Here is a 22577-nt window from a genome sequence, read left to right on the forward strand (position 1 = left end):
AAAACTCCCTCTGGGTTAGCGGAAAGTCACACAAGTGTCTCGGTTTTTGCATTAGTTATGCCAAGTTAAAATCCGAAGACTAGACACGCAAACACCACGAATAACCCGCTGTAGTACGCAAAGGCAGATAAAAGCGACAGTGATGTCGTAAAGAGGAAAATTTTTATGAAGTTTTTACAGATATACACAATGTGGGGCGGTAGGTACAAATGACGATTGCGCTTCATCCCCTAAAACTGTCACTATTAGCTACCAACCATCGTAAAGGCACGCGGTAACCAACACATCCCGCAACTTTTGGTACTCTTCCCAAGAAAAATCAGCACTGCTTAGTTCTGTAATAACAGCTAATGGTTCGTATCGCTCAGACCTAACATTAAGTGCAGGCTCACGCTTATCGATGATGTGCTCTAGGTTTTTGCTATGTGAAGTAATAAGGTGCTTAATAGTTGCTACGGCAGTTACTGGCGGGCGAAGCTCGGGCGACGGGTGGTTAGCGATGTAAAACAAGATATCCGATGCTTTTAAATACGCAAGCGAGAACGAGCTAACCGCCTCGGAGGCGTGAAAATAGGCCACCACTGGATAAGCGCCATATTTTGTGGAAAATTTTGTACCATTTAGCTGAATCGAAAACAGCTTTTCCCAGATAAAAGCAACATCACTGGGCTCTCGCAACCGCTTAATCAAAGTGGACTGATCAGACACCACTGAGTTGATCTGATGCGCTAGTTGACGCTTCTCCAGCGCCACGGGAACTACCGAAATAATATACGACAAACCTAAAGAGGTTAACAAAGTCGCTGTAGACACTGCTGCGGTACTGTATAGCGTCCAGGGAAAGCCGCTTGCGGTAAAGTCGCCATAGCCCAGCCCACTTAAAGTAACGCCAGTAAAATAAAGAGTTTCTAGGCCCGAGGCAGACGTTAGCGAATTACTATTTATGATATTGGTGTCTGCCGAGTGGAATATTAAAAACCAACCGACATTTAGCATGCCATACCAAAATAGAACAACCAGCACCATCAACACCGGCCCACTGACAGACAACAGCTTGTGCGATGGCTTAGCACGGTGCATCACTAACATTAAACGCCATATCTTGCGCGAGATAAATGAAGTGGCTGGACCACCGCCGCGTAAACTTAAAATCGTCACAAAGGCATCAAACAGGGTAAACAAAATAACCGCAAAGCCAAGCGCCACTTGAGCGACTGAAAGGGTCGTCATAAATAGACCTTATAGGTTGCTTGGTTTAAAAGAGGCTAAAAGCCTAGCAAATCATTGCCCGAAAAGCTAAAAAGCCTGTGTCACTCGGCCTACTCCCCCGCCATTTGCTTTAACTGGCGATTGTGAAACGCGGACAAAACAAGCAAAGAACAAAGCGCCCCAAGTAACGCCAGCGCCATATCTGATTGCGTATCCCAAACATAGCCTTGCGTACCTAAAAACGCTTCAGCATCCTCGCCCGAGGCCAGCGCGACCCACCACTCGATCAGCTCGTAAAACGCACTAAACGCTAGGCAAATAGCCACGATAATAATACCGCGCCAAAAATCGCCATTGACGACTCTCTTGCGGATCAGTATTTCCCTCGCAAGCAGCGCAGGCACAAAACCCTGAAAGAAGTGACCGACTTTATCGTAGTTGTTTCTCTCGGCGCCAAACAGCCCATCAAACCATGGGACCTCGGCATACGTATAGTGCCCACCCACCATCAAGACGATGCAGTGCAATAGAATAAAAAAATACAACACAGGCGAAAGCCTGAACGACTTATAAGTGGCCGCCATCAACACAACCCCAACAATGGCCGGCAGCACTTCAAGCAACCATGTAAATTGATCTTTGGGATTAATGCCCGACCAAACTAAAATAATTGAAAATATGGTAATCCAAAGGTATTTGATATCTTGGCACTCCTATCTTTAATATTTTTATCATTCAGAGTTTCGTACTGTAGGCTCGGCAGTGCGCTTGATAGATACGCCGCCGCGACCTTATTAATTGCGCTATTGTTTAGCTAACGATTCAACTCATAGGCACACATATTAACCGCAGTAGCTAAATTGAGCGATTCCAGCGCTCCGCTGCCGGGTATAGAGAACGACTCTACGTTCAAACTCGCTAATTGCTCGCGGGGTACGCCACGTGCTTCGTTACCAAAAATAAAGCAGCGGTGGCGGTTAAACGATGGTGCCGATAACGCGGCGCCATTAAGGTCCAAACAGGCGAATGTGCTAAAACGCGCTTGCAAGTCACTTAGGGCAATATCTGTTTCGATGGGTATATGAAAAATCGCTCCCATACTGGCGCGCACCACTTTGGGGTTATAGGGGTCAACGCTGTTGGGGCTAAGTACGCATTTAAAGCCACCAAACCACGCCAAGGTGCGCAAGATGGTGCCTAGGTTGCCCGGGTCTTGTATCTCGTGCAGGTAGATGGTGCGTTCGGCGCTGGCGGTTTGCGACGGCGCTACTGTGGCGCTAAGCGGCACCACCGCAACGATACCTTGCGGGGATTTGGTGTCGGATATTTTCTGCATTTGTTTGTCAGAAACTCGCACCAGTTCAAAATCGGTTGTCACCTCACCATAGCTATCGCTAGCGTAAACCTTAGCCGACGCTAATAACGGATTAGTGCTAGCGGCTTTTTGCAGCTCTAGAATAAGATGCTCGCCCTCTACCAAAAAACAACCTAGCTCCGTGCGGTATTTTTTTTGGTGAAGCTTTTTAATATCGTCGAGCTTCATAGGGTCTCGCCTTCACCTGCCAGATCATTCAGCATCGCCTTGGCAAGCTCTTCAGCGATTTTAATGCCATCGACACCGGCCGACAAAATACCACCTGCGTAGCCCGCGCCCTCGCCGGCCGGGTACAAACCTTGGGTGTTAACGCTTTGCAGGCTATCGCGATGGCGGCTGATGCGTACTGGCGACGAGGTGCGAGTTTCAACGCCGGTCAATACCGCATCGGCGCGATCAAAGCCGCGAATTTTTTTGCCAAAGGCCGGCAGCGCTTCACGGATGGCATCGATGGCATAGCTCGGCAAGGTTGACGATAAATCCCCCAACGTAATGCCGGGCTTGTAAGACGGCTCGACCTCACCTAGCTTTGTGGAGGGCTTGGCTTTTATAAAATCACCCACCAACTGCCCGGGCGCGCAGTAATTTTTACCACCGGCTACATAGGCATGGGATTCTAACGCCTCTTGTAAATCAATACCGGCCAGCGGGCCGCCAGGGAAGTCTTCGTCGGGGTTAATGCTCACCACAATACCGGCATTGGCATTGCGCTCATTGCGCGAGTACTGGCTCATGCCGTTGGTGACAACGCGGCCCTCCTCTGAGGTGGCCGCCACTACCGTGCCGCCAGGGCACATACAAAAGCTGTAGACCGCGCGGCCGTTTTTGGCGTGGTGCACTAATTTATAATCGGCGGCACCCAAGTCGGGGTGGCCGGCGTATTTGCCTAAACGCGCATGGTCAATCAACGATTGCGGGTGCTCGATCCGAAAGCCAATGGCAAAAGGCTTGGCCTCAACATACACGCCCACATCGTGCAGCATCCTAAACGTATCGCGCGCGCTGTGCCCCACGGCCAACACCACATAGCGGCTTTTAATCTGCTCGCCATTCGCCAGGGTAACGCCCTGAACACGGTTTTGCTCCACATCAAGCGACGCCACTTTGCTTTCAAAGCGCACCTCGCCCCCGAGGGCGATAATCTCCTCGCGCATGGCCGCCACCACACCGGTCAAACGAAAGGTGCCAATGTGGGGCTTGCTGACGTACATGATTTCTTCGGGGGCACCGGCGCGAACAAACTCGTGCATGACTTTGCGGCCGTAAAACTTAGGGTCTTTAATTTGGCTGTACAGTTTGCCGTCCGAGAACAAGCCGGCGCCGCCCTCACCAAACTGCACATTCGATTCGGGGGTAAGCACATTATTCCGCCACAGCGCCCAGGTATCTTTGGTGCGGGTGCGCACATTGCGGCCGCGCTCCAGCACAATGGGTTTAAAACCCATCTGCGCCAAAATCAAAGCCGCAAACAAGCCGCAAGGGCCAAAACCAATCACCACGGGCCGCTCGGTTAGCTCCGCCGGCGCCTGTGCCACTGGGTAATAATGAGTATCGGGCGATGGGCGAACATGGTGGTCACTCTCAAAACGCGCGAGCACCGTCGCCTCGTTAGTGAGGCCCACATCGACGATATAAATAAACTTAATTTCGCTGTTTTTCTTGCGGGCATCGTAACTGCGCTTAAACACAGTCAAATTCTGCAGTTCGGACTGAGCCACACCAAGGTGTTTAGCGACAACCTGGGGCAGCGCCTCGGCGGGGTGATCGAGGGGTAAGGCGAGTTCGGTAAGTCGGATCATAAAATAGGGCCTGGCCGGTGTCTCCGGCAAAGGGGCTAACAGCGCCTAGGGCGCCAAATAGGCGTATTGTACCTTTGAAATATCTGCCTGCGAAGCGGGCGTGAGTAGATAGCTGATAGCACCACAAAACTAAGCGCCCGCTCGCTACTGGGTTGGCAATAAGCCCCCTGTTACGGCCCAGCGCCAGAATGCGTATAATGCGGCTATTATTTACCGGGCACAGCAGAGTCGTACCATGGCAAGATCAAAAAGCAGCAACCAGTGGCTTAGCGAGCACGTTAATGACCCCTACGTAAAACGCGCCCAAGCCGATGGCTACCGCTCGCGCGCCAGCTACAAACTGCTGGAGATCATTAAAAAAGACAAGCTCGTGCGCCCCGGCATGATGGTTATGGACTTAGGCAGCGCCCCCGGTGGTTGGTCGCAGGTGGTGGCTCCCATGGTAGGCGTCAAGGGGCGGGTTATTGCCTCAGATATATTACCCATGGACTCAATGGCCGATGTCGATTTTATTCAGGGCGACTTCACCGAAGACGCCGTGTTTGACGAAATCATGGCCGCCGTGGGCGAAGCCCCGGTAGACTTAGTCATCTCTGACATGGCGCCCAACATTAGCGGTGTAAACGCCGCCGACCAAGCATCCTCTATGTATTTGGTCGAGCTGGCGCTGGATATGGCCCGCCAAGTACTCAAACCCAAGGGGTGTTTTGTCGCCAAGGTGTTTCAGGGCGAGGGCTCCGAGGAATACCTAAAAGACGTTCGCAGCTCGTTTGATAAGGTCGTGATTCGCAAGCCCGACGCCTCGCGCCCTAGATCGCGCGAAGTCTACTTTGTGGCAAAAGGCTTTAAAGGATAGCTAGCGGCGACTCTTTGGCGGCCCCGAGCGCCCGGACTTTTGTTTATGCTTGGCTCGAGTGCCGGGCTTGCTTTTAGGCCCTGGCTTATTTTTTGCGCCACCTCGCGGTTTATCGCCCGTTTTATGACGTGACGACGACTTAGCTGCGGGCTTGCCCCCCGCTGAGGGCTTCTTCTTGCCTCCAGCCGCAGGCTTTTGCTTGTTGCCGGCGACTGACTTGCCAGCTGCCTTCGGTGCCCCCTTACCTCGGGCCTTCGCCCCATTACCCGGCGATTTTTTGGGCGCGCTTTTGTTTGAGCTTTTACGCCCAGCAGGCGCCTCCGACGACGAATCCTCTACCGAGGCCAGCAAAACCTTCAACTCTTTTTCGGTGAGGTCGCGCCACTCTCCCACCGGTAAGCCTTTAAGGTTTATATTCATAATCTTAACGCGCTCAAGCCGCACCACATCGTAGCCAAAATGCTCACACATCCGGCGAATCTGGCGGTTAAGCCCCTGCACCAACGTAATCCTAAATACGGTAGGTGCCTCTTTGCTAACCTTACATTTTTTCGTCTTCGTACCCAGAATCGGCACGCCTTGACTCATACCGGTAATAAAATCGTCGCGAATTGGCTTATTAACCGTCACCAAATACTCTTTCTCATGGTTATTGCCGGCGCGCAAAATCTTATTAACCAAATCACCATTGTTGGTTAAAAAAATCAGCCCCTGAGAGTCTTTATCCAACCGCCCGATGGGAAAAATCCGGGTACTGTGACGCACAAAGTTAACAATATTATCCCGCTCGCTGCTCTCGGTGGTGCTGACAATACCCACCGGCTTATTCAGCGCGATAAAGATCAAATCCTCCGCCTCTTGCGGCTCGATAAGCTGGCCATTCACGCGAACCACATCCCCCGGCGCCACCTGATCGCCCACCTGAGCACGCTTACCGTTCAGGTACACATTGCCCTGCTCAATATAACGGTCGGCATCGCGCCGCGAGCACATACCACTCTCGCTAATGTACTTATTTAGGCGTGTTAAAGAGGTGTTGAGCATAAAATGTCGACTTTTTGATGGGTAAGGCTGAGAGAACAAGGTTGGCTGCCACGGCTGAGGCTATATTACAGCCCAACGGCACGCCCCAATTGATACGAGAGCGGATTATATCGCACAACCGTGGGTAAACAAAAAAGCTCTGCGGGTGGGTAAAAGCTTAACGGTTAAGCACTACTTGGCACCATATTTCTTAAGTATTTTGACCTTATCTTGCTCCTCTCTACTATATGCAATATCGAGCGCAGACTGACCTCTTTTGTTGCGATGATTGACATTAGCGCCCAACTCAAGCAATTTCAGCAGAGCAGCTGAGCCATTATTGTCTTCCACGCTAAACATTATTGCCGTAGAGCCATCATCGTCAGTCGCGTCAAGGTTTGCACCTCGCTTGACAAGGAGGTCAACCACCTCTGGGTACGGTGTTATATGCAATGGAGTAATTCCCCCATCCGCTTTTGCCTCCACATTGGCACCATTTTTAATTAGATAATTTATTATATCCAAATCGCCTTTCACCAATACACCATGACCACTTACCACTCCATGCAGCGGGGTATACCCCCATTTTCCCGCGCATGAAGCCACACTTAAATTCGATGAAACTATCTCTGTCACTGTATTATACTCGCCCAGCTCTGAAGCTCGGTATAAAGTTTCACACAACTCAGACGCGTTTGAGTTACTGAAGAAAAATGCAAAAATAATTAATGAAAATGTTCGACGCATAAGTCACTCCCATACTTAATGCTTATAACCTTATTGGTGTGCGAGTTAAAAAATACGCCCGGCAACTTTTCTTGTATGGAATACACTTTAGCACCAAGATATACCCCGTTAATTTTATAACGAAAAAAGCGCCGAATCGCTTATCTTAGAAAGGTCAACGTAAGCCGGCTCACAATAAACGCGCGGTTACGCGTTTGCCCCGTAAAAGAGCCAAAAGGAAGAGAATAAATGGAGCTAAATACAAGTATCCATTTAAACACTGCTCGCCGTATGAATATGTGCCGATATTGTGTAAGCGCTTGTTATTTAATAATACTAACCAACGATGATTTTTATGCCAACCATTGCGACCGTATAGCATTTTAAGCACTAAGAAGGTAACAAAGCCACTGGATACCGGCTCAAGGGCGGTATGACGATGTAAAAATATTACGTCGGTTCAGCGAGCTACGAAGCACCGCCTTGGGGCCCCTGTAGCCAGCCGAGCGCAGGTCTATTTTAGGGGGTAAGTGAGCAGGACGCTCACGTAAGTCTCGTCAGTGCAGGGACGCAGTGTCGAGACGGCCCGCTAAAATAGGCCGGAGAGAGGGGACCCGTTAGGGCTGAGATGCCGGGGTGGCCTCTTTTGGTCACTTTTCTGGCCACTTGATCTCAACCGGTCAGTGCAACACATTGTGCAAATTTATCAGCGGGCGTTGCAAAACCCAAGGTTTTTCTGGGACGCTCATTTAACTTTCTCGCAATCTTGTTCAGGTGTGCCTGCGAATGAACCGACAGGTCGGTACCTTTGGGAAAGTATTGCCGCAACAGCCCGTTGGTATTTTCGTTGCTGCCTCTTTGCCAAGGGCTTTTAGGATCGCAAAAATACACATCAACATTCGTTGCCAGTGAGAACTGCTTGTGCTGCTTTAGCTCTGAACCGCGATCCCAGGTTAATGACTTGTAAAGCTCTTGTGGAATACTCTTCGACTGCCGTATAAGTTTTTCAACAACCTCTGAGGTTTCCTTGCTATTTACTTTAACTAGAGCTAAGTGGCGCGTCGACCGCTCTACTAGGGTTGCAATATAACTATTTTGACTCCCTTCGATCAGGTCTCCCTCCCAATGGCCTGGCAGGGCTCTATCTTCGACCTCTGCGGGGCGCTCACTAATAGAGACAAGGTCCGTTATCACTCCCCTGCGCTCTTTTTGTACGCCATTGGGTTTACGGTAGCTTCGGCGACGCCTCAAATGCTTCTGAAGCTCCTTTTTGAGGACACCTCGTGCCTGTATATATAAGCTGCGGTAGATAGTCTCGTGTGACACCCAGTAGCTCCTGTCTTTTGGGTATTGAGCTTTTAGCCAGCCATCAATTTGCTGTGGCGACCAGTCATCCGACAGCTTGTCGGCCACTATATTTCGAAGTCGGTTGTTCTGGCTAAGCATGCAAGATTTCGGTCTACGCGCTCGAGTAAAAGCTGCGTGGTCAGCATCAACCGCTCGATAAAGGCTCCTTCGGCCATTACGATTCAACTCTCTAGCAATCGTGGAAGGAGAGCGGCCTATCTGTTGAGCAATATCGCGAACGCTCCGGTTAGCGGCGACTCCGCGTGAAATTTCTTCCCGGTCCTTCAGTGTCAGCGCACTGGCGCGACGTTTCTTAGCTCGAGGAGCAATACCTCCCGCACGACGAATATACTGCCTGATCGTACTAGGGTCTCTGAGTAGCGCGAAACCAATAGACACGAAAGACTCCCCTAACGCCCATCGCCTCCAAAGGTCTCCACTGTCTTTGGCGCTAATTTTAGTCTTAATGGTTTTTGTCATATCAAAAGTCCTCCCCAACACGGTAATAATCTACGTGTTGCGTTGACCCATTGAGGCCACCCAAACAGAAAAGTGACTCGCCCGCCCGGCGACTAAGGGCACACAAGGTAATAACCAACCATTGCCATCGTATGCCACCCAAACCACTACGTAGACAGCAAAACCACTGGATACCGGCTCAAGGCCGGTATGACGATATAAAACCTGATACAAAGCGCGATCATCCAGAGCAACACACGTTACTCCAAACGATAAAAACTCCCACTCCCCGCCACCGTTGTTTCATACCCCCAGGCCGACAACCACTCGCGCCCTACCATTCCGGGCTCATTCGGGTCGACATCACGCAGCAGCACATTCAGCCTTACACCGTCCCACTCGCTGCCATGATCGGCATCAAGCAAGCTAAATGGAATCGCGATTTCAGCGGTGTAGCCCGAGTCGGTCAACACTACTTTCTGACGCACAGAGTCAGGCACTTTGGGGGTACCTTTTAACGCGCTAACAAAACCATTCGCGGTTGGCTGTAACACAATATAGCGTTCGCCGGGCACGCGGTTGTCGTAGGTTTGTTTTAGTAAGCGTCGGCTTTTGGGGCGCGCATCTAGGGTAATAAGCATCGCATCTTGGCTCCAGATGATTTCGCTGTCGTTGCGCACCAGGGTATCGTCGGTGATTTTTAACGCGAGCACCAAAAACTTGCCGCTTTCGGCCACTGACCAACTAAAGTCGGCATCGCTTAAGCCACTCCAATTCTCTGCCTGAAAGTACTGGTTGTCAGCGGCGTTAAAAAACTCGTGGCCCTGCCACTCGGTAAGCTTACCGTCGAGTTCAATATCGGCAATAGGCTTAATCGGGTATTCGCGACTTACGGCAATGGTGCGGCTGCCGTCGTAGGTGATGGGTGTATCACCGTCTTTGTACTCAAGCTGCCAATCTACATGGGCGGCGTTGTGATTGCCGCTCGCAGGCTTACTACTTTTTAGCGCTACGGGTATGGTGCGCACCTCGTTGGGCGGCACGGTAAGGGTTTGTGGTGAATCACTTATCACACTAAAACCTTGGTTGGCGCGGGCGGTTGTCGTTACCGTGTAGGGAATATCTGAATCGTTGGTAAAGCGCAGTTCGGCGGTGCCCTCGGTAAAGTTACCGCGATGCAATAATGCCGGGGCCGACAAGCGGCCTTTGTCGATCATGTTGTTTTGATTGTCGCGCATTTGTGCGGTGCGCACGTTTTCATCCCAAATGCCGTCGAGCAATAAGTTGGCGATAATGGGGCCGTCATCGCTCATGGTAACCCACACCACATGGTCAAACTCGCCAAAGCGCGTGCCGCGCATACTGCTAATGCCGCCGGTGGTGGCTAGCGTGAAATACTTATGGCCTTTGCGCTCGGTTTTTACATAGCGGTGATGATGGCCGGCAAATACGGTGTAGTGGCGCGACTCTAATAAGGCGTCAACCTCGCTCCAGCGGTCTTGCTCGTCTCTATCCCACAGGGGCGCATGAGTAAACACCAGCGTCCACTTAGGCTCTGGGTTAGCTTTTAATACGCCTTTTAACCAATCGATTTGCTCGCCCGACATCGTATGCGTACTGCCGCCGTCGTTGGAATTAAGCATTACAAATAAAACATCGCGGTAAACAAAGTGATAGTAGCTGGCGCCATAGCGTTCGCGCCAAACATCGGCCATCACCGGGTTGGTGTAATCGTGATTGCCGGGCAAGTAAAAAAACGGCATGGCTAAGCGCTTCACCATGGAGTCAAACTCGTTCCACTCGGTAGCCAGTTGCGCGCGATCCTCTGTGTAGCCTTCAATCAAATCTCCCACGCTGACCACAAACTCGGGTTGCAATAGGTTTAGTTTATCGACGGCCTGCGAGAACACACCAGGGCGCAAACCGCCAGTGCGGTCGGTAACAATGGCAAACTGAAATGCGTTAGGGTCGTTATTAAAACTCAGATGAGTCCAGGGGTTTACCACATCGCTTGCGTGTATTTGCACAAACTCAGCGGTGCTGTCAGTCGGATCGTGGTTGTGTTCATCTGAGCCGTGAGCCCAAGCCTGTACAGAGGCAACACACGCGATAAGCGACCATAGTAAAGCCGGTAAATGACGAGTAGAAAAAGCGGACATAATCGATCCTTGAAGCGGTAAAATCCAAAGCTTATGGGAGTTGAGATGACAAAGTCTAGCGCAACGCACCAGGGCAATACCAGAGACAGTTCCGAGCGGCAGATGTAAGCAAGTTTGCCGCCCGCTACAAGTCAGCGCGGTGCTGACGCACTAAGTTTGCCGGTGTCACCCCAAAGCGTCGCTTAAAAGCGCTGATAAAATTAGACGAGTGCTCGTAACCGGCAAGAAATGCCGCCTCTTGCAGCGAGCGGCCTTTTACCACGAGGGCGTTGCGTGCCATCTCGAGCTTGCGTTGGCGCACGTACTCCATCACCGTCATGCCGCACTCGGATTTAAAACGACGCTGTAAGGTGCTCACGCTCATACCCGCGCGGTGGGCCAGTGAGGTTAGATCCAATGCGGTTAAACCGAGCGTACCGGCCAGGTCTCGTTCGAGTAATTGGCGCAACGCATCGGCCGCCCTATTGGCAGAGTTTGCCGCGAGCGGCTCGGACCTGCCCTCACCGTGCAACACCCGACCCACCAGCTCAATGGCGGCCGCCTCCATGGAGATCATCGCCTGCGTTTTGGTTTTAGCCTCAGCACTGCCCTCGGCACCTACACTTAACCTGAGTAATTTATGGGCTAGCAGCAGTTGCGGCTCGTCGGGCTGCCAGCTTACGACTGGCTGCTGACGCGCAGTGGATACGCCAATATCAGGTAGCGCGCCATCAAAGCGCTCGCGTACCCAGGCCTCGCTTAAGCTGACGTTAACTTTGCAAACATAAGCGCCGCGGCGCAGTTGACGGGTAAACAGCTCGCGCTCGGCCAAGCGCAAACCAAGCCCAAGGGGCCGGTCATCGGCGCGGCACTCATACTGCTGCGCCCCGAGACTAAATTGCACCGCACCGGCCAACAAAATATTAATGCTAATACCTGCAGGGCACTCACTGCTGCTGGCGCGATCTTCTAGTTCGTGGGCATCCACGCAGTGTACCGACATATCGGCACCAAAGCGGCGGCTAAAAAAATGTCCTTTTAGCATTGGGCCACTCGCCTCGCCCAGCAACCGATGATCGGACGCGAGCGGGCCCACCAATTGGCGCAACTGGTTGGCGTCGATTGAATCGCTTTTACTGGGCTTTATTCGCAGCTTTTGCACGGCCTAAGGCCTCCCTGATGTTGGCAACCCCGCACTCGCCTCAGTTTGACGATTTACCATAGCCATTTGACGATTTTGCAGCCTGCTTATTCGCTTTGGCAAATGTATCATAAATAAAAATGATTCTCATCAATATTAACGAACGTTACACAATCCCACTTATAGGAATACCCATGCCCATTAAATCAACCTGTGCCGCCGCGGCTTTATTGGCCGCCTCGGGAGCCACATTCGCACAAAATTCTGCCTCTAGCAGTGATGCACCTGCCGAGATCGAGCAAGTCGTTGTATGGGGCACCGAGGTAAAAGCCTCATCCGTGTATATGGACACCACCGATATCACCATGCGCCAAGCCGACCACATTAGCGACTTGCTGCGCACGATCCCGGGGGTGGATGTGGGCGGTGCCCACTCGATGAACCAACGCATTACCATCCGCAGCATGGATGACAAAGACCTGCGTATTAGCATCGATGGCGCCAACCAAAATACGTACATGTATCACCATATGGGTAACCTGCAAATTCACGCCGATATTCTTAAATCGGTGGATATTGATGTAGGGACCAACTCGGTGATTAACGGTGGCTTAGGCGGTGCGGTGCGCTTTGAAACCAAAGAGGCGAAAGACATGCTCGCCGCAGGTGAAAGCTTTGGCGCACGCCTGCAAGGCACCACCAGCGATAACTCGGGCCACAACTACTCAATCGCAGCGTTTGCGCAACTGGGCGACACTGTGGATTTGCTGGCCTACTACAACCGGGTAGAACGCGACAATTACGAGGTCGGTGGCGGCAAGATTATCGGCAGTGATGGCAACGAGCTGCCCGGTACCGACGGCACGGTGCGCGGCCTTAAGGGCGAGATAGATGACGCCTTGATTAAGGTCGGTTTTGACTTTACCCCCAGCCAGCGTTTGGAGATCGGTTACGAGTCATACACCGACGAGGGCGACTACAGCTACCGCCCCGATATGGGCTTAGCTACCGATTTGGCAATTACCAACTCTTTGGGTGTGCCGCTGTTATGGCCTACCGAGTTTAGCCGCGACACCATTACCGCCAATTACGATTTACTTATTGGTAGCCACACCGAAATTAAAGCGGCGGTGTTCCAAAACGAAAGTAACCTGTGGCGCGATGAAAGCGGCTACGCCGAAAACCCCGATTTTGTTACCTGGGCGGCCATTGTTGAGGGTGATGCAAAAAATACCGGTTTTAACATCATCGGCGAAACCGAGTTTGGCAGTAGCATCAACCAAACCCTTACCTACGGTGTTGACGTAATTAAGTACGAGACCGAATACCAGGCCAGCTACATCGAAGGCGGCGTTGACTCCTCAAGCGAAGACGCTACCAACTCGGCCGTTTTTGTTCAGGATCGCATCGAATTTGGCATGTTTGCAGTGATCCCCGGTGTGCGCTTTGATGAGTACGACGTCAACTCGACCGTGGTGGATAAATCTTACGACGATGTCACCACCTCCATCGCCGCCGAGTTTCAGCCCACCGATGCGCTGGTTTTTAAAGCATCCAGCACCGAACTGTTTAAAGGCCCGGAGTTATCCGAGGTGTTTACCGGTGCCGGTCTGTTTGAAACCCCCAACCCTGAGCTAGAAGCCGAAAGCGGCGTCAACAACGAGCTGGCATTTGCCTACGGCGATGCCATTTTGGGCGCCGACCTGTTCAGCGTCGGGGCGACCTTCTTTAACACTGAAATCGACGGTTACATATACCAATACGCCAGTCCGGCCATGGACAACGTCGGCGATATGGAGATTGAAGGGGTTGAGGCATACGTGGGGTACGACATTGGCGGTTTGCGCGCGCTGATCACCTATTCGGATGCCGAAAGTGAACTGGACGCCTTTGACGAGTACAGCCAGTACCAGGGTGCCCGCATCGACCGCCAGCAGGGCGACACCTGGAGCGTTAACCTTGACTACACCTTTAGCAATCTGGATTTAGCGCTGCACTATGATGTCCTGATGGTAGATGATGTGGCCGCAGGCCCAGACCTGGATGGCGCATCCCTCGAAAACGCCAAAGATGGTTTTACCGTGCACAATATTTCGCTGCAGTGGCAACCGCTGCAACGGTTGCAGCTTACCGCCGGCATCGACAATGTATTTGACGAGTTTTACGCGTCGCAGTCATCGCGCACGGGCACCAGTTTTCACCCCCGTTTTGGTCAGCTGTACCTGACTGACTACGAGCCTGGCCGCAACATCAAAGCAACGGTAGCCTATCAATTTTAGGCTCAGGCTTTTTAAAAACGCGCTTCCTATTGCCTCGGTTTTACCGGGGCTTTTTTGTATCAATACCGCTATAATTAGAGTCAATTGCTCAGGCAACGCAAGGACAGCCATGACAACCCTGACTCTACCGCCCATTCCCACGCTCATCGTGTGTATTCTGGTACTGTTTGTCGGTATCTACATTAATCAGCGCATTAAGCTGCTGGGTAGCAGTAATATCCCGCCGTCGGTTACCGGTGGCGTGTTGTTTAGCGTACTGACCGCCACCTTGTATTTTATTGGTGGCGTCCAGCTGCTGTTTGATATGCAAATACGCGACTTTTTACTGCTGGTGTTTTTCTCCACCATCGGCCTTGCGGCCAAACTAAGCAGTCTGGCCAGCGGGGGCCGCGCACTGGCCAGGTTAGTGGCGGTGGCTGCGGTGTTTTTACTCCTGCAGGATATCGTCGGTGTCGTGCTTGCCACGGTGCTAGGCGTGCACCCGGGGTACGGCTTAATGGCCGGTAGTATCTCGCTTGCCGGCGGCCACGGTACCGCCATTGCCTGGGGCGCCGAAGCCGAGGCCGCAGGCCTGCGTGATGCCGGCGCTATAGGCATCACCTTTGCTACCTTTGGTTTAGTCGCCGGCGGTATTATCGGTGCACCTATTGCCAAATGGCTGATTGAAAAAAATCAATTATCACCGGCCTTAGTTGATGCAAAAGAACAACACGATATAGAGATAGAAGTCGCCGAGATAGATCAAAAACCTTGGGGCCTAAGCGCCATTTTGGGTGTTATTTTGCTACTTGCGTTGTGTGTACAATTAGGCGAACTGGCCAACCAATTGCTATCCAAACGCAACATCCTGCTGCCAGGGTTTCTCACCGCGATGTTCGCGGGCATTGTTCTCACCAACGCCGCCGATCACTTAAAGCTGCCGGTAAGCCATGGCGTTATTGCTAAGTTTGGCGAGATATCATTAAGCTTGTTTTTAGGTATGAGTTTGATGAGCCTGCAGCTTTGGTCGCTGGTTAACAGCTTTACCCCCATTATTCTTGCACTCTTACTGCAAACGTTAGTTATGACCTTATTTGCGATCTACGTCGTATTCAAGGTGATGGGGCGCGATTATGATGCTGCGGTAATATCGGCGGGTTTTGCGGGGCTCGGGCTTGGCGCAACGCCGGTGGCGATTGCTAACATGGACTCCACCACTCACCGTTACGGCCCCTCGCCCAAAGCATTTTTAATTGTTCCTTTAGTAGGAGCATTTTTTATCGACATTCTTAACGCCGTAACCATTAAGCTGTGCTTGGGTTTAATGGGCAGCTGGTAAAACACGGCTATTTTACGACACACTTAACCGGGAGCACCTTCATGGAACGATCTAGTTTGTCTGGTATTATTTTTGGCGCGGCCATTGCCTGCTTATCATTTAGCGCCCACGCCGTTAACGATTATCACGTAGCCGCAACCGTTATCGCCGACGGCCAAGTATTGGGCACACCTTCGATGTTAGTTAGCGGAGGTAAAGAAGCATCGGTATCAGTATCCGGCGACAACGGTTACGAGCTTGCCATCACCATTACCTCCGACAACGCCAATTCGGCCATGGCCGAGACCAGCTTAAGCGCCGCTGGCCGCACCATTGAGCCGAGTGTGATGGTTATTCTGGGCGAGCAAACCGGCGTTAAAGACGGCGCCCTAGAGCTAAAGCTAACGGTAGAAAGTGCCGCCGACGATCAAGACGATTTTATGCCGTCGCCCTAAAGCCTGTGCCGGCGATCTGCCTCGCGCCCAACCGTGCGGGGCAGACATAACCCATCGACTACAGCTGTTGTAATACTCGCTCACACAAACGATGGCTTGCTAAAACCCCGGCCAAATAGTCGGTGTCGGCGCGGCCGCTGCGTACCGCCGCAATAAACTCATCGATCATGCTGACAAAGCCACGTTTGTATAAGGTGTCATCCCAGTCGTTAAACCCCAGAGGCAAAGCGCAATTTTCTTTGTAGTGGGTTGCCGTTGCGACGTTATCCACCTGCCAACTTTGATTACGTGTACTGTACTCTAGCCGCTCGCGCGCCTGGCCGCTTAAACGGTTCATGGCTGCGGTAAAATGGCGTCCATGCAACGCAAAACACACCTGTACGCTGCCCAGTTTTCCCCGCTCAGAATAGGCACTAACCCACGGAGTTACGCTGTCGATATCTAACACACCTGCAGCATGGCGAACAAAATCTAACACGTGAATAAAATCGTCGTAAATAAACACCCGGGCATCATCCGGCAAGTTATGGCGATTTTTCTGATAGTAAATATTCACAGGCGGTGTGGCTAGCGGCGCTTGATACAAAGGCGCGTAACGTCGGTTAAAACCACAAAACAAAGGCGTGTCGCTATTCAGCGCCAAGGCTACCAATGCCTCCGCCTCGTCTAGTTGGTAGCTGATTGGCTTGTCGACAAACACCGCAATGCCCTGCTCTAACGCCGCCCGAGCAAGGGTGTAATGGCTCGCGGTGCTGGCGTGGATCATCACCGCATCCGGCCGCGCGGCCAGCAGTTCGTGGTAGTCGGCGTAAGCCTCGGCAATGCGGTAGCGCTCGGACAACGACTGCAAAACAGCGCCATCGCGGGTGCATAACATTGGCGTAATCGCTGCGTGACGAGCAACAACGGGCAAATAGGCTTTTTGGGCGATATCGCCCAGCCCGACTAAAGCAATGCGCATAGGTTAGTCTCGGTCAAAATGCTTATGTTACAGCAGGTGTAAGATGTCTGCGACTGAGTCAACCTTAGTGGCGGCAGGCGTAAGTTTAGCGGCATCGCCAGGCTGGTATTTACCAGTACCCACCAACACCGCTTGCAAGCCTGCATCGCGGGCGCCGCCAACATCGCCCAACACATCGTCGCCCACCATCAAGCACTTGCTGGGGGCAAATTCAGTGGTGGCAACCACTTGGTTAAAAAAATCGGCGCTGGGTTTGCCAAATACTCGCACCTTACAGTCGGCAGCCCATTGCAAGGCATGGGCAAAAGGGCCAGCATCAAGGCTTAGCTCGCGGCCCTCAGGAAAGTATTTGTTGTCGCCAATAACCAGTAAAGGGCAACCTTGGACTAACAACCGGAAGGCTTTATTGAGGTTGTGATAGTTAAGCTCCTCGCGGGCATCACCCAACACCACACAGTTAGGCGCACCGCTCACAGCAAACAGCGGCTGAATACTCGGGTGCACTAAGGCAAAGGGAGTTAACCGCTGCTGTTTGACATAGGCCTGCGCCGCATCGGGGGCGGTGAATAGCTCGGTAGGGCTAAGTTCGATGCCAAGGTTTTGCAGCTTGGCGACTATCTGCTCGCGAGACTTTGTTGCGGTATTGGTCAGAAAACGTAATGTGTAATTTTTTGCGCGCAACGCAGCTAAGGTTTCCAGTGCACCGGGCAACAGTGTATCGTCATCGTAGAGCACACCCGACAAATCAAAAAATATGGCGTTAATCATGCCACCTCCATCAAGCGCTTATTGGGCTCTGATTTAAGCGATAATGACAGTCCCCAGCATACCGACCAAAAAACCCAATATAGCGCCCAGTGGTGGCGACCAGTGACGTCGCATAGACGCCTGCGGGGCGATATCCTGAAAAATAAGATACAAAATACCACCCGAGGCAAACGACATAATTACGGCGGTGACCTCTTCGCGACCCTGAAGAAAATAATGCCCCATTAATGCCGCCAGTGGCCCCAAGAAGCTCACCCCCAAAAACACCCATAAAATCGTGCGGCCACGCACACCACTTTTTTTCAGCTCGCGAAATGCGTTAAACCCCTCGGGTAGATTTTGCATGCCAATAAACGCCGCCAACACCAAACCCATTTGGCGGTTCTCGGCAAAAATGGCGCCCAGCGATATTGCCTCGGGGATAAAATCCATCAACATCGCTAAAAACTGCGAAAATGTACCGCCGCGCTTGGCAAGATAAGCGTCCAGCGCACAAAAAATTAACGCACCGGCACAAAAGCTGACCGCCAACACCAGTGGCGACAGCACCTCCATACCGTGCGGTGCCAACGCAAATGCCACAGCGGCCAACAAAGCGCCGCCGCCAAAGGCGACAATGGCATGAATAAACTCTTGCTTGGCAACGCTCTCTTTAAAAGTTTCATAGCGGGCGGCAAAGCCACCGATTAACGCCGTTACTCCGGCGGCCCAGGTAATCAATACAATGACAACTTCTTGCTGCACTTACCCGCCCCTTATTGATTCTTTTCGGTTAACGCACGGCATCGAGATAATGCATGTGCTTTTCATACTGATCGAGCACGTCAGCAATTACCTGCTCTTCATTCCAGCCCATAATATCATAATCTTGGCCACCCTCTTTTAGGTAAACCTCGGCGCGAAAATAGCGCAGTTTTTCACCGCGGCTGGCACGCGTATCGCGCATAGAAAAAGACGCTGGAGTGTATGGCCGAACATGCACCGAGTAAAAAAAGTCGGCCTCGTCGCCATGAAAAACATTGAGCCATGTCCTATCGTGCTCATCGCTTTCGACCTGTGCACGAATATTTTTGTTACCCAGCTCAGCCGCCACCCGCTCCAATGCCGAGCTGACTGTCGTACTTAAATAGCTAAGCACTTCATCGCGGTTAGGGTTGCGGACAATGCGCGACAAGCGTTTCTCCCAGCTGACCGGGTTGTGTGCCACACGCGGCGCTAACATGGCGTCGCGCAGGCTAATCCGCTTGACCATCTCTAGCCTCAACGCGCGCAGTAACCCCCAGCACATTAACAGCATCACAAACGTAAACGGCAACGCACTGGCGATGGTAGCCGTTTGCAACGCCTGTAAACCGCCGGCCATCAGCAGTGCGGCGGCAATAACACCTTCGGTGACGGACCAAAAAATACGCTGCCAAACCGGAGTATCGTCACCTTCGCCGCCGGAGGTAAGCATATCAACCACCAGTGAGCCCGAGTCGGAGCTGGTAACAAAAAAGGTGACCACCAGTACCGTGGCCAATAACGAGGCGATCGTGGAGAAAGGTAAATATTCAAAAAACTGAAACAGCGCTACCGAAGTGTCGGCGGCGACCGCATCGGCCAATTGCGTAACACCTTGATTAATGATCATGTGGATCGCGGTGTTACCAAAAAATGTCATCCACAGGCAGGTAAAGCCCACCGGTACCATTAATACACCAACCACAAACTGGCGAATGGTGCGGCCACGGGATACCCGCGCAATAAACATCCCTACAAAAGGTGACCAGGCAATCCACCAGCCCCAATAAAACAACGTCCAGCCGCCAATCCAGCCGGAGGGCTCATAGGCGTACAAGTTAAAGGTGGTATCGACGATACGGGATAGATAGTAACCAATGTTTTGCACATAAGTTTGCAACAAATAAACAGTCGGGCCGGCCAGCAACACAAACACCACCAACACCACCGCCAGTATTAAATTTAACTCGGACACTCGCCGAATGCCGCCATCGAGACCGAGCACTACTGATATAGTGGCAAACACGGTAATAATCGCGATCAGCAGCACCTGAATGCCCGTTCCCAACGGCACATCAAACAAATAATTGAGCCCCGCATTGACCTGCATCACCCCAAAACCGAGCGAGGTGGCCACACCAAATAAAGTGCCCAGCACGGCAAAAATATCCACCGCGTGGCCGATGGGGCCGTAGATTTTATCGCCAATTAATGGGTACAAAGCTGAGCGAATGGTTAGCGGTAAGTTGTGGCGAAACGCAAAGTACGCCAACGACAGCGCCACCACGGCGTAAATAGCCCAGGCGTGTATGCCCCAGTGAAAAAAGGTAATGCGCATCGCCTCGCGGGCCGCCTCTGCGGTGCCCGGATCGCCTACCGGCGGACTCATGGTGTGCATTACGGGCTCTGCCACACCAAAAAACATCAGCCCAATACCCATGCCGGCTGAGAACAACATGGCAAACCACGACGCGTAGCTGTAATCCGGCTCGCTGTGATCGGGGCCGAGCTTGATATTACCAAAGCTGGAAAACGCTAGAATCACGACAAACAATAAAAAGAGCGCCACCGCCAAAATATAAAACCAACCGGCTGAGTGTATTACCCACCCCTGAACCGAGCCAAACAAGCTCTCGGCCGTTGTCGGCATGAGTACCGCGAATAACACAAACACCAGGCACAAGCCGCCCGCGCCAAAAAACACCGGCGGATTGATTTTTATCCACGATTTTGGTTCGCGCTCTGACACATCTTCAGACGCCATGATTCCCCCACTCAGTAAAACGAATTGTGTGAATAGACTTACAGATAAAAGTCTAACGATAGATAGAGCGCTTCAAAATCGCCCTCGCCCACCTGACCATTGCGATCGATGTAACCATCTTGGTTAAGATACTCAAGATAAACCCAGCCCGGGCCATAATCGTAACGAACCCCAGGGGCTAGCGCACGAACAGTGCTGGCTTCACTGCCCTCGGTATCGGGCTCGGCGGCCGAAGCATCAAGATAAATAGCCCAAGGGCCCAGGTTGTAACCCACCTCTGCGGTCAGGCGCTTATTCTTAACAGTAGGTGTTAGCTGGGCACTACTCGCGTAACCTTTGGGTAAATCGCGCGATGCCGCGATGTACGAGGCTTTTGAGAAAAAGCTTCCCAGCTGCCCCTCGTAATATAAAACAGCGGCCTCGTGGCTACCGCTCACAGGACGAGCCGGGTCACCGGTTAAATCTTGCAACTTGCCGCGTTGCAGTGATACACCTAGCGAGTGCTGACTGGTTAGCGCATAGGATGCATTGCCCACCCAGGTTTTGACTTTGCGGTAGGTGCTGGAGCTACCCCAGTGACCATTATCATCCAGCGTATCGGTACTGACACCGCCCCAGTCATCGGCGTGATAATACGCGGCATCGTAACTCAGCCGGTGGGCACTGCCGGTGAGTTTGGCGCCCACATCCATTTGATCGCCATAGCCCGCCAAGAGAATATCGCCGGGCCAAAAGTTAACGGTCTTCCAGCCAAATGGCACCTGAGACTTACCCACCCGCACAGTATGCTGATCTCCCAACTGCCAGCCCACCCACGCCTTGTGCAAGGCGAAGTCATCGCCGCTGGAGTTGTTATCAGGGTCGGTAAAGCTGCCGGGTCCGGCCCGAAACTCGGCGGAATACAGCCAATTGCCGCTGTCACCGGCGTCGCCGTCGGCATACAGGATGAGCGCCTCGCCGGTAAACTCACCGCCGCTGTTTTTATTGGCCGGGTCGTCCGGCAGGTATTGGTAGGTCCCCCATACCCCTGCAGACAAGACATTGCTGGCGGGCTTGGCGGTAGCGGCTTGCGCACTAGCAGAGCTGGCCACGGTGTCGGCCACTGCGCTGGCCGACAGCCATAAACCGAGCCCTACTGCGGCTATCTTTATTGTTGTTGGTGCAGGGGTTGCTGCCGGCAATCGCATTGGATGATCTCATCAGGTGAATAGAATGATTCCATGATCGGGATTGCGGGGCGGTTAAGGCCTAAGCCGCAGCCTAGTGCAGTAAGTCTAACGCCCCCAATCAAGCAAACAGCATTTCGCTGGATATAACACCTACGCTAGCATTAAAACTATAGACCACCGGGCCCGACATGCAATGGCGCCCAGTGGATGGACTAGCGCGCGCTTTACGCCTTGCCCAAATACCCCCGCCAATGCAACCAACCATAGGCGTTAACCGTAGTGGCGTCACGAATCTCACCGTCGAGTATCATTTGACGCATATCCACCAAACTAAAGCGCTTTACGATTAGGTCCTCCTCCTCGGCATCGAGCTTGCGCTCCTGCTGGCTTAAATGCTCGGCCAAGTAGATATGGTAGCCCTGATCGCAAAAACCATAGGCCAGGTACTGGTAGCCCAGCTGTGTCAGCTTATCCGCTACCAAGCCTGTCTCTTCACGCAGCTCGCCAGCCGCCAGCAGGGCCGGGTCAGCATCGGGGTTTTGCTCCCACGCGCCTTGCGGCATCTCCCAAAAACGACCACCCACTGTGTAGCGGTACTGCTGAACTAAGTAGATATGATCGTCTTCGATAGCGGCTATGACGGCAAAATCAGGTTTTTCGACCACGCCGTAAATACCCTCAGCACCGCTGGGGCGACGAACACGGTCCTCCCGTACGCGCAACCATTGGTTTTTATACACTTCTTTACTGCTTAACTGGACTATCTTTGCATCACTCATATTTACTCCAAGGTAAAATTGCGCCACGC

The 22577-nt window shown here is 52.3% G+C and carries 19 protein-coding genes; 4 read left to right on the forward strand and 15 right to left on the reverse strand.

Annotated elements, in window-relative coordinates:
- Positions 1-249: 249 nt before the first annotated feature.
- The 4 genes from ACGHAD_RS10990 to ACGHAD_RS11005 all read right to left on the reverse strand — a co-directional run bounded on the left by ACGHAD_RS10990 (position 250) and on the right by ACGHAD_RS11005 (position 4383).
- Positions 250-1230, reverse strand: a complete 981-nt coding sequence (locus ACGHAD_RS10990) for a hypothetical protein (protein WP_382415019.1) — start codon at positions 1228-1230, stop codon at positions 250-252.
- A gap of 89 nt (positions 1231-1319) precedes the next feature.
- Entirely contained in the window at positions 1320-1823 is a 504-nt protein-coding gene (locus tag ACGHAD_RS10995; protein WP_390402693.1) for a DUF2238 domain-containing protein, read from the reverse strand.
- A gap of 200 nt (positions 1824-2023) precedes the next feature.
- Positions 2024-2752, reverse strand: a complete 729-nt coding sequence (locus ACGHAD_RS11000; protein WP_382415017.1) for a TrmH family RNA methyltransferase — start codon at positions 2750-2752, stop codon at positions 2024-2026.
- The gene (locus tag ACGHAD_RS11005; RefSeq protein WP_382415015.1) at positions 2749-4383 is read right to left on the reverse strand and encodes an NAD(P)/FAD-dependent oxidoreductase; all 1635 of its coding nucleotides are present in this window, start codon (positions 4381-4383) and stop codon (positions 2749-2751) included. Before ACGHAD_RS11005 ends, ACGHAD_RS11000 begins: the two co-directional genes overlap by 4 nt.
- 235 nt (positions 4384-4618) lie before the next feature.
- On the opposite strand from ACGHAD_RS11005, the gene rlmE reads away from it, so the two are divergent.
- Complete coding sequence (gene rlmE, locus ACGHAD_RS11010) at positions 4619-5239, forward strand: 23S rRNA (uridine(2552)-2'-O)-methyltransferase RlmE (protein ID WP_339614811.1); 621 nt, start codon at positions 4619-4621, stop codon at positions 5237-5239.
- Here rlmE and rluF read toward each other — a convergent pair whose 3' ends face one another.
- The 5 genes from rluF to ACGHAD_RS11035 form a co-directional block, all read right to left on the reverse strand.
- Complete coding sequence (gene rluF, locus ACGHAD_RS11015; RefSeq protein ID WP_382415013.1) at positions 5240-6283, reverse strand: 23S rRNA pseudouridine(2604) synthase RluF; 1044 nt, start codon at positions 6281-6283, stop codon at positions 5240-5242.
- Positions 6284-6454: 171 nt separating this feature from the next.
- Positions 6455-7009, reverse strand: coding sequence for an ankyrin repeat domain-containing protein (locus ACGHAD_RS11020; protein WP_382415011.1), 555 nt, complete (start codon positions 7007-7009; stop codon positions 6455-6457).
- Positions 7010-7660: 651 nt separating this feature from the next.
- Positions 7661-8815, reverse strand: coding sequence for an IS30 family transposase (locus tag ACGHAD_RS11025; protein WP_382417065.1), 1155 nt, complete (start codon positions 8813-8815; stop codon positions 7661-7663).
- 239 nt (positions 8816-9054) lie between these two features.
- Positions 9055-10953, reverse strand: a complete 1899-nt coding sequence (locus ACGHAD_RS11030) for a metallophosphoesterase (RefSeq protein ID WP_382417493.1) — start codon at positions 10951-10953, stop codon at positions 9055-9057.
- 124 nt (positions 10954-11077) lie between these two features.
- Entirely contained in the window at positions 11078-12094 is a 1017-nt protein-coding gene (locus ACGHAD_RS11035; protein ID WP_382417495.1) for a helix-turn-helix transcriptional regulator, read from the reverse strand.
- A 173-nt stretch (positions 12095-12267) separates the two neighbouring features.
- On the opposite strand from ACGHAD_RS11035, the gene ACGHAD_RS11040 reads away from it, so the two are divergent.
- The 3 genes from ACGHAD_RS11040 (at position 12268) to ACGHAD_RS11050 (ending at position 16104) form a co-directional block, all read left to right on the forward strand.
- Complete coding sequence (locus ACGHAD_RS11040; protein ID WP_382417497.1) at positions 12268-14352, forward strand: TonB-dependent receptor domain-containing protein; 2085 nt, start codon at positions 12268-12270, stop codon at positions 14350-14352.
- Between the two features lie 109 nt (positions 14353-14461).
- Complete coding sequence (gene gltS / locus ACGHAD_RS11045) at positions 14462-15670, forward strand: sodium/glutamate symporter (protein ID WP_382417499.1); 1209 nt, start codon at positions 14462-14464, stop codon at positions 15668-15670.
- A gap of 41 nt (positions 15671-15711) precedes the next feature.
- Positions 15712-16104, forward strand: coding sequence for a hypothetical protein (locus ACGHAD_RS11050; protein WP_382417501.1), 393 nt, complete (start codon positions 15712-15714; stop codon positions 16102-16104).
- Positions 16105-16162: 58 nt separating this feature from the next.
- On the opposite strand, the gene ACGHAD_RS11055 is transcribed toward ACGHAD_RS11050, so the two are convergent.
- The 6 genes from ACGHAD_RS11055 to ACGHAD_RS11080 form a co-directional block, all read right to left on the reverse strand.
- Positions 16163-17065: a Gfo/Idh/MocA family protein gene (locus tag ACGHAD_RS11055; protein WP_382417503.1), complete on the reverse strand. Its 903-nt coding sequence runs from the start codon at positions 17063-17065 to the stop codon at positions 16163-16165.
- A gap of 27 nt (positions 17066-17092) precedes the next feature.
- Positions 17093-17833 carry a TIGR01458 family HAD-type hydrolase gene (locus ACGHAD_RS11060; protein WP_382417505.1) on the reverse strand — a complete coding sequence of 247 codons (741 nt, stop codon included), beginning with the start codon at positions 17831-17833 and terminating at the stop codon, positions 17093-17095.
- Positions 17834-17866: 33 nt separating this feature from the next.
- Positions 17867-18577 (reverse strand): ZIP family metal transporter, encoded by a 711-nt coding sequence (locus ACGHAD_RS11065; RefSeq protein WP_339614800.1) that lies wholly within the window; start codon positions 18575-18577, stop codon positions 17867-17869.
- Positions 18578-18605: 28 nt separating this feature from the next.
- Entirely contained in the window at positions 18606-20600 is a 1995-nt protein-coding gene (locus ACGHAD_RS11070) for a BCCT family transporter (protein ID WP_382417507.1), read from the reverse strand.
- A gap of 38 nt (positions 20601-20638) precedes the next feature.
- Positions 20639-21787: a porin gene (locus tag ACGHAD_RS11075; RefSeq protein WP_382417509.1), complete on the reverse strand. Its 1149-nt coding sequence runs from the start codon at positions 21785-21787 to the stop codon at positions 20639-20641.
- Positions 21788-21993: 206 nt separating this feature from the next.
- Positions 21994-22548, reverse strand: a complete 555-nt coding sequence (locus ACGHAD_RS11080; protein ID WP_382417511.1) for an NUDIX domain-containing protein — start codon at positions 22546-22548, stop codon at positions 21994-21996.
- Positions 22549-22577 lie beyond the last annotated feature (29 nt).

This window comes from Gilvimarinus japonicus (genome assembly GCF_042847215.1).
Taxonomy (GTDB): domain Bacteria; phylum Pseudomonadota; class Gammaproteobacteria; order Pseudomonadales; family Cellvibrionaceae; genus Gilvimarinus; species Gilvimarinus japonicus.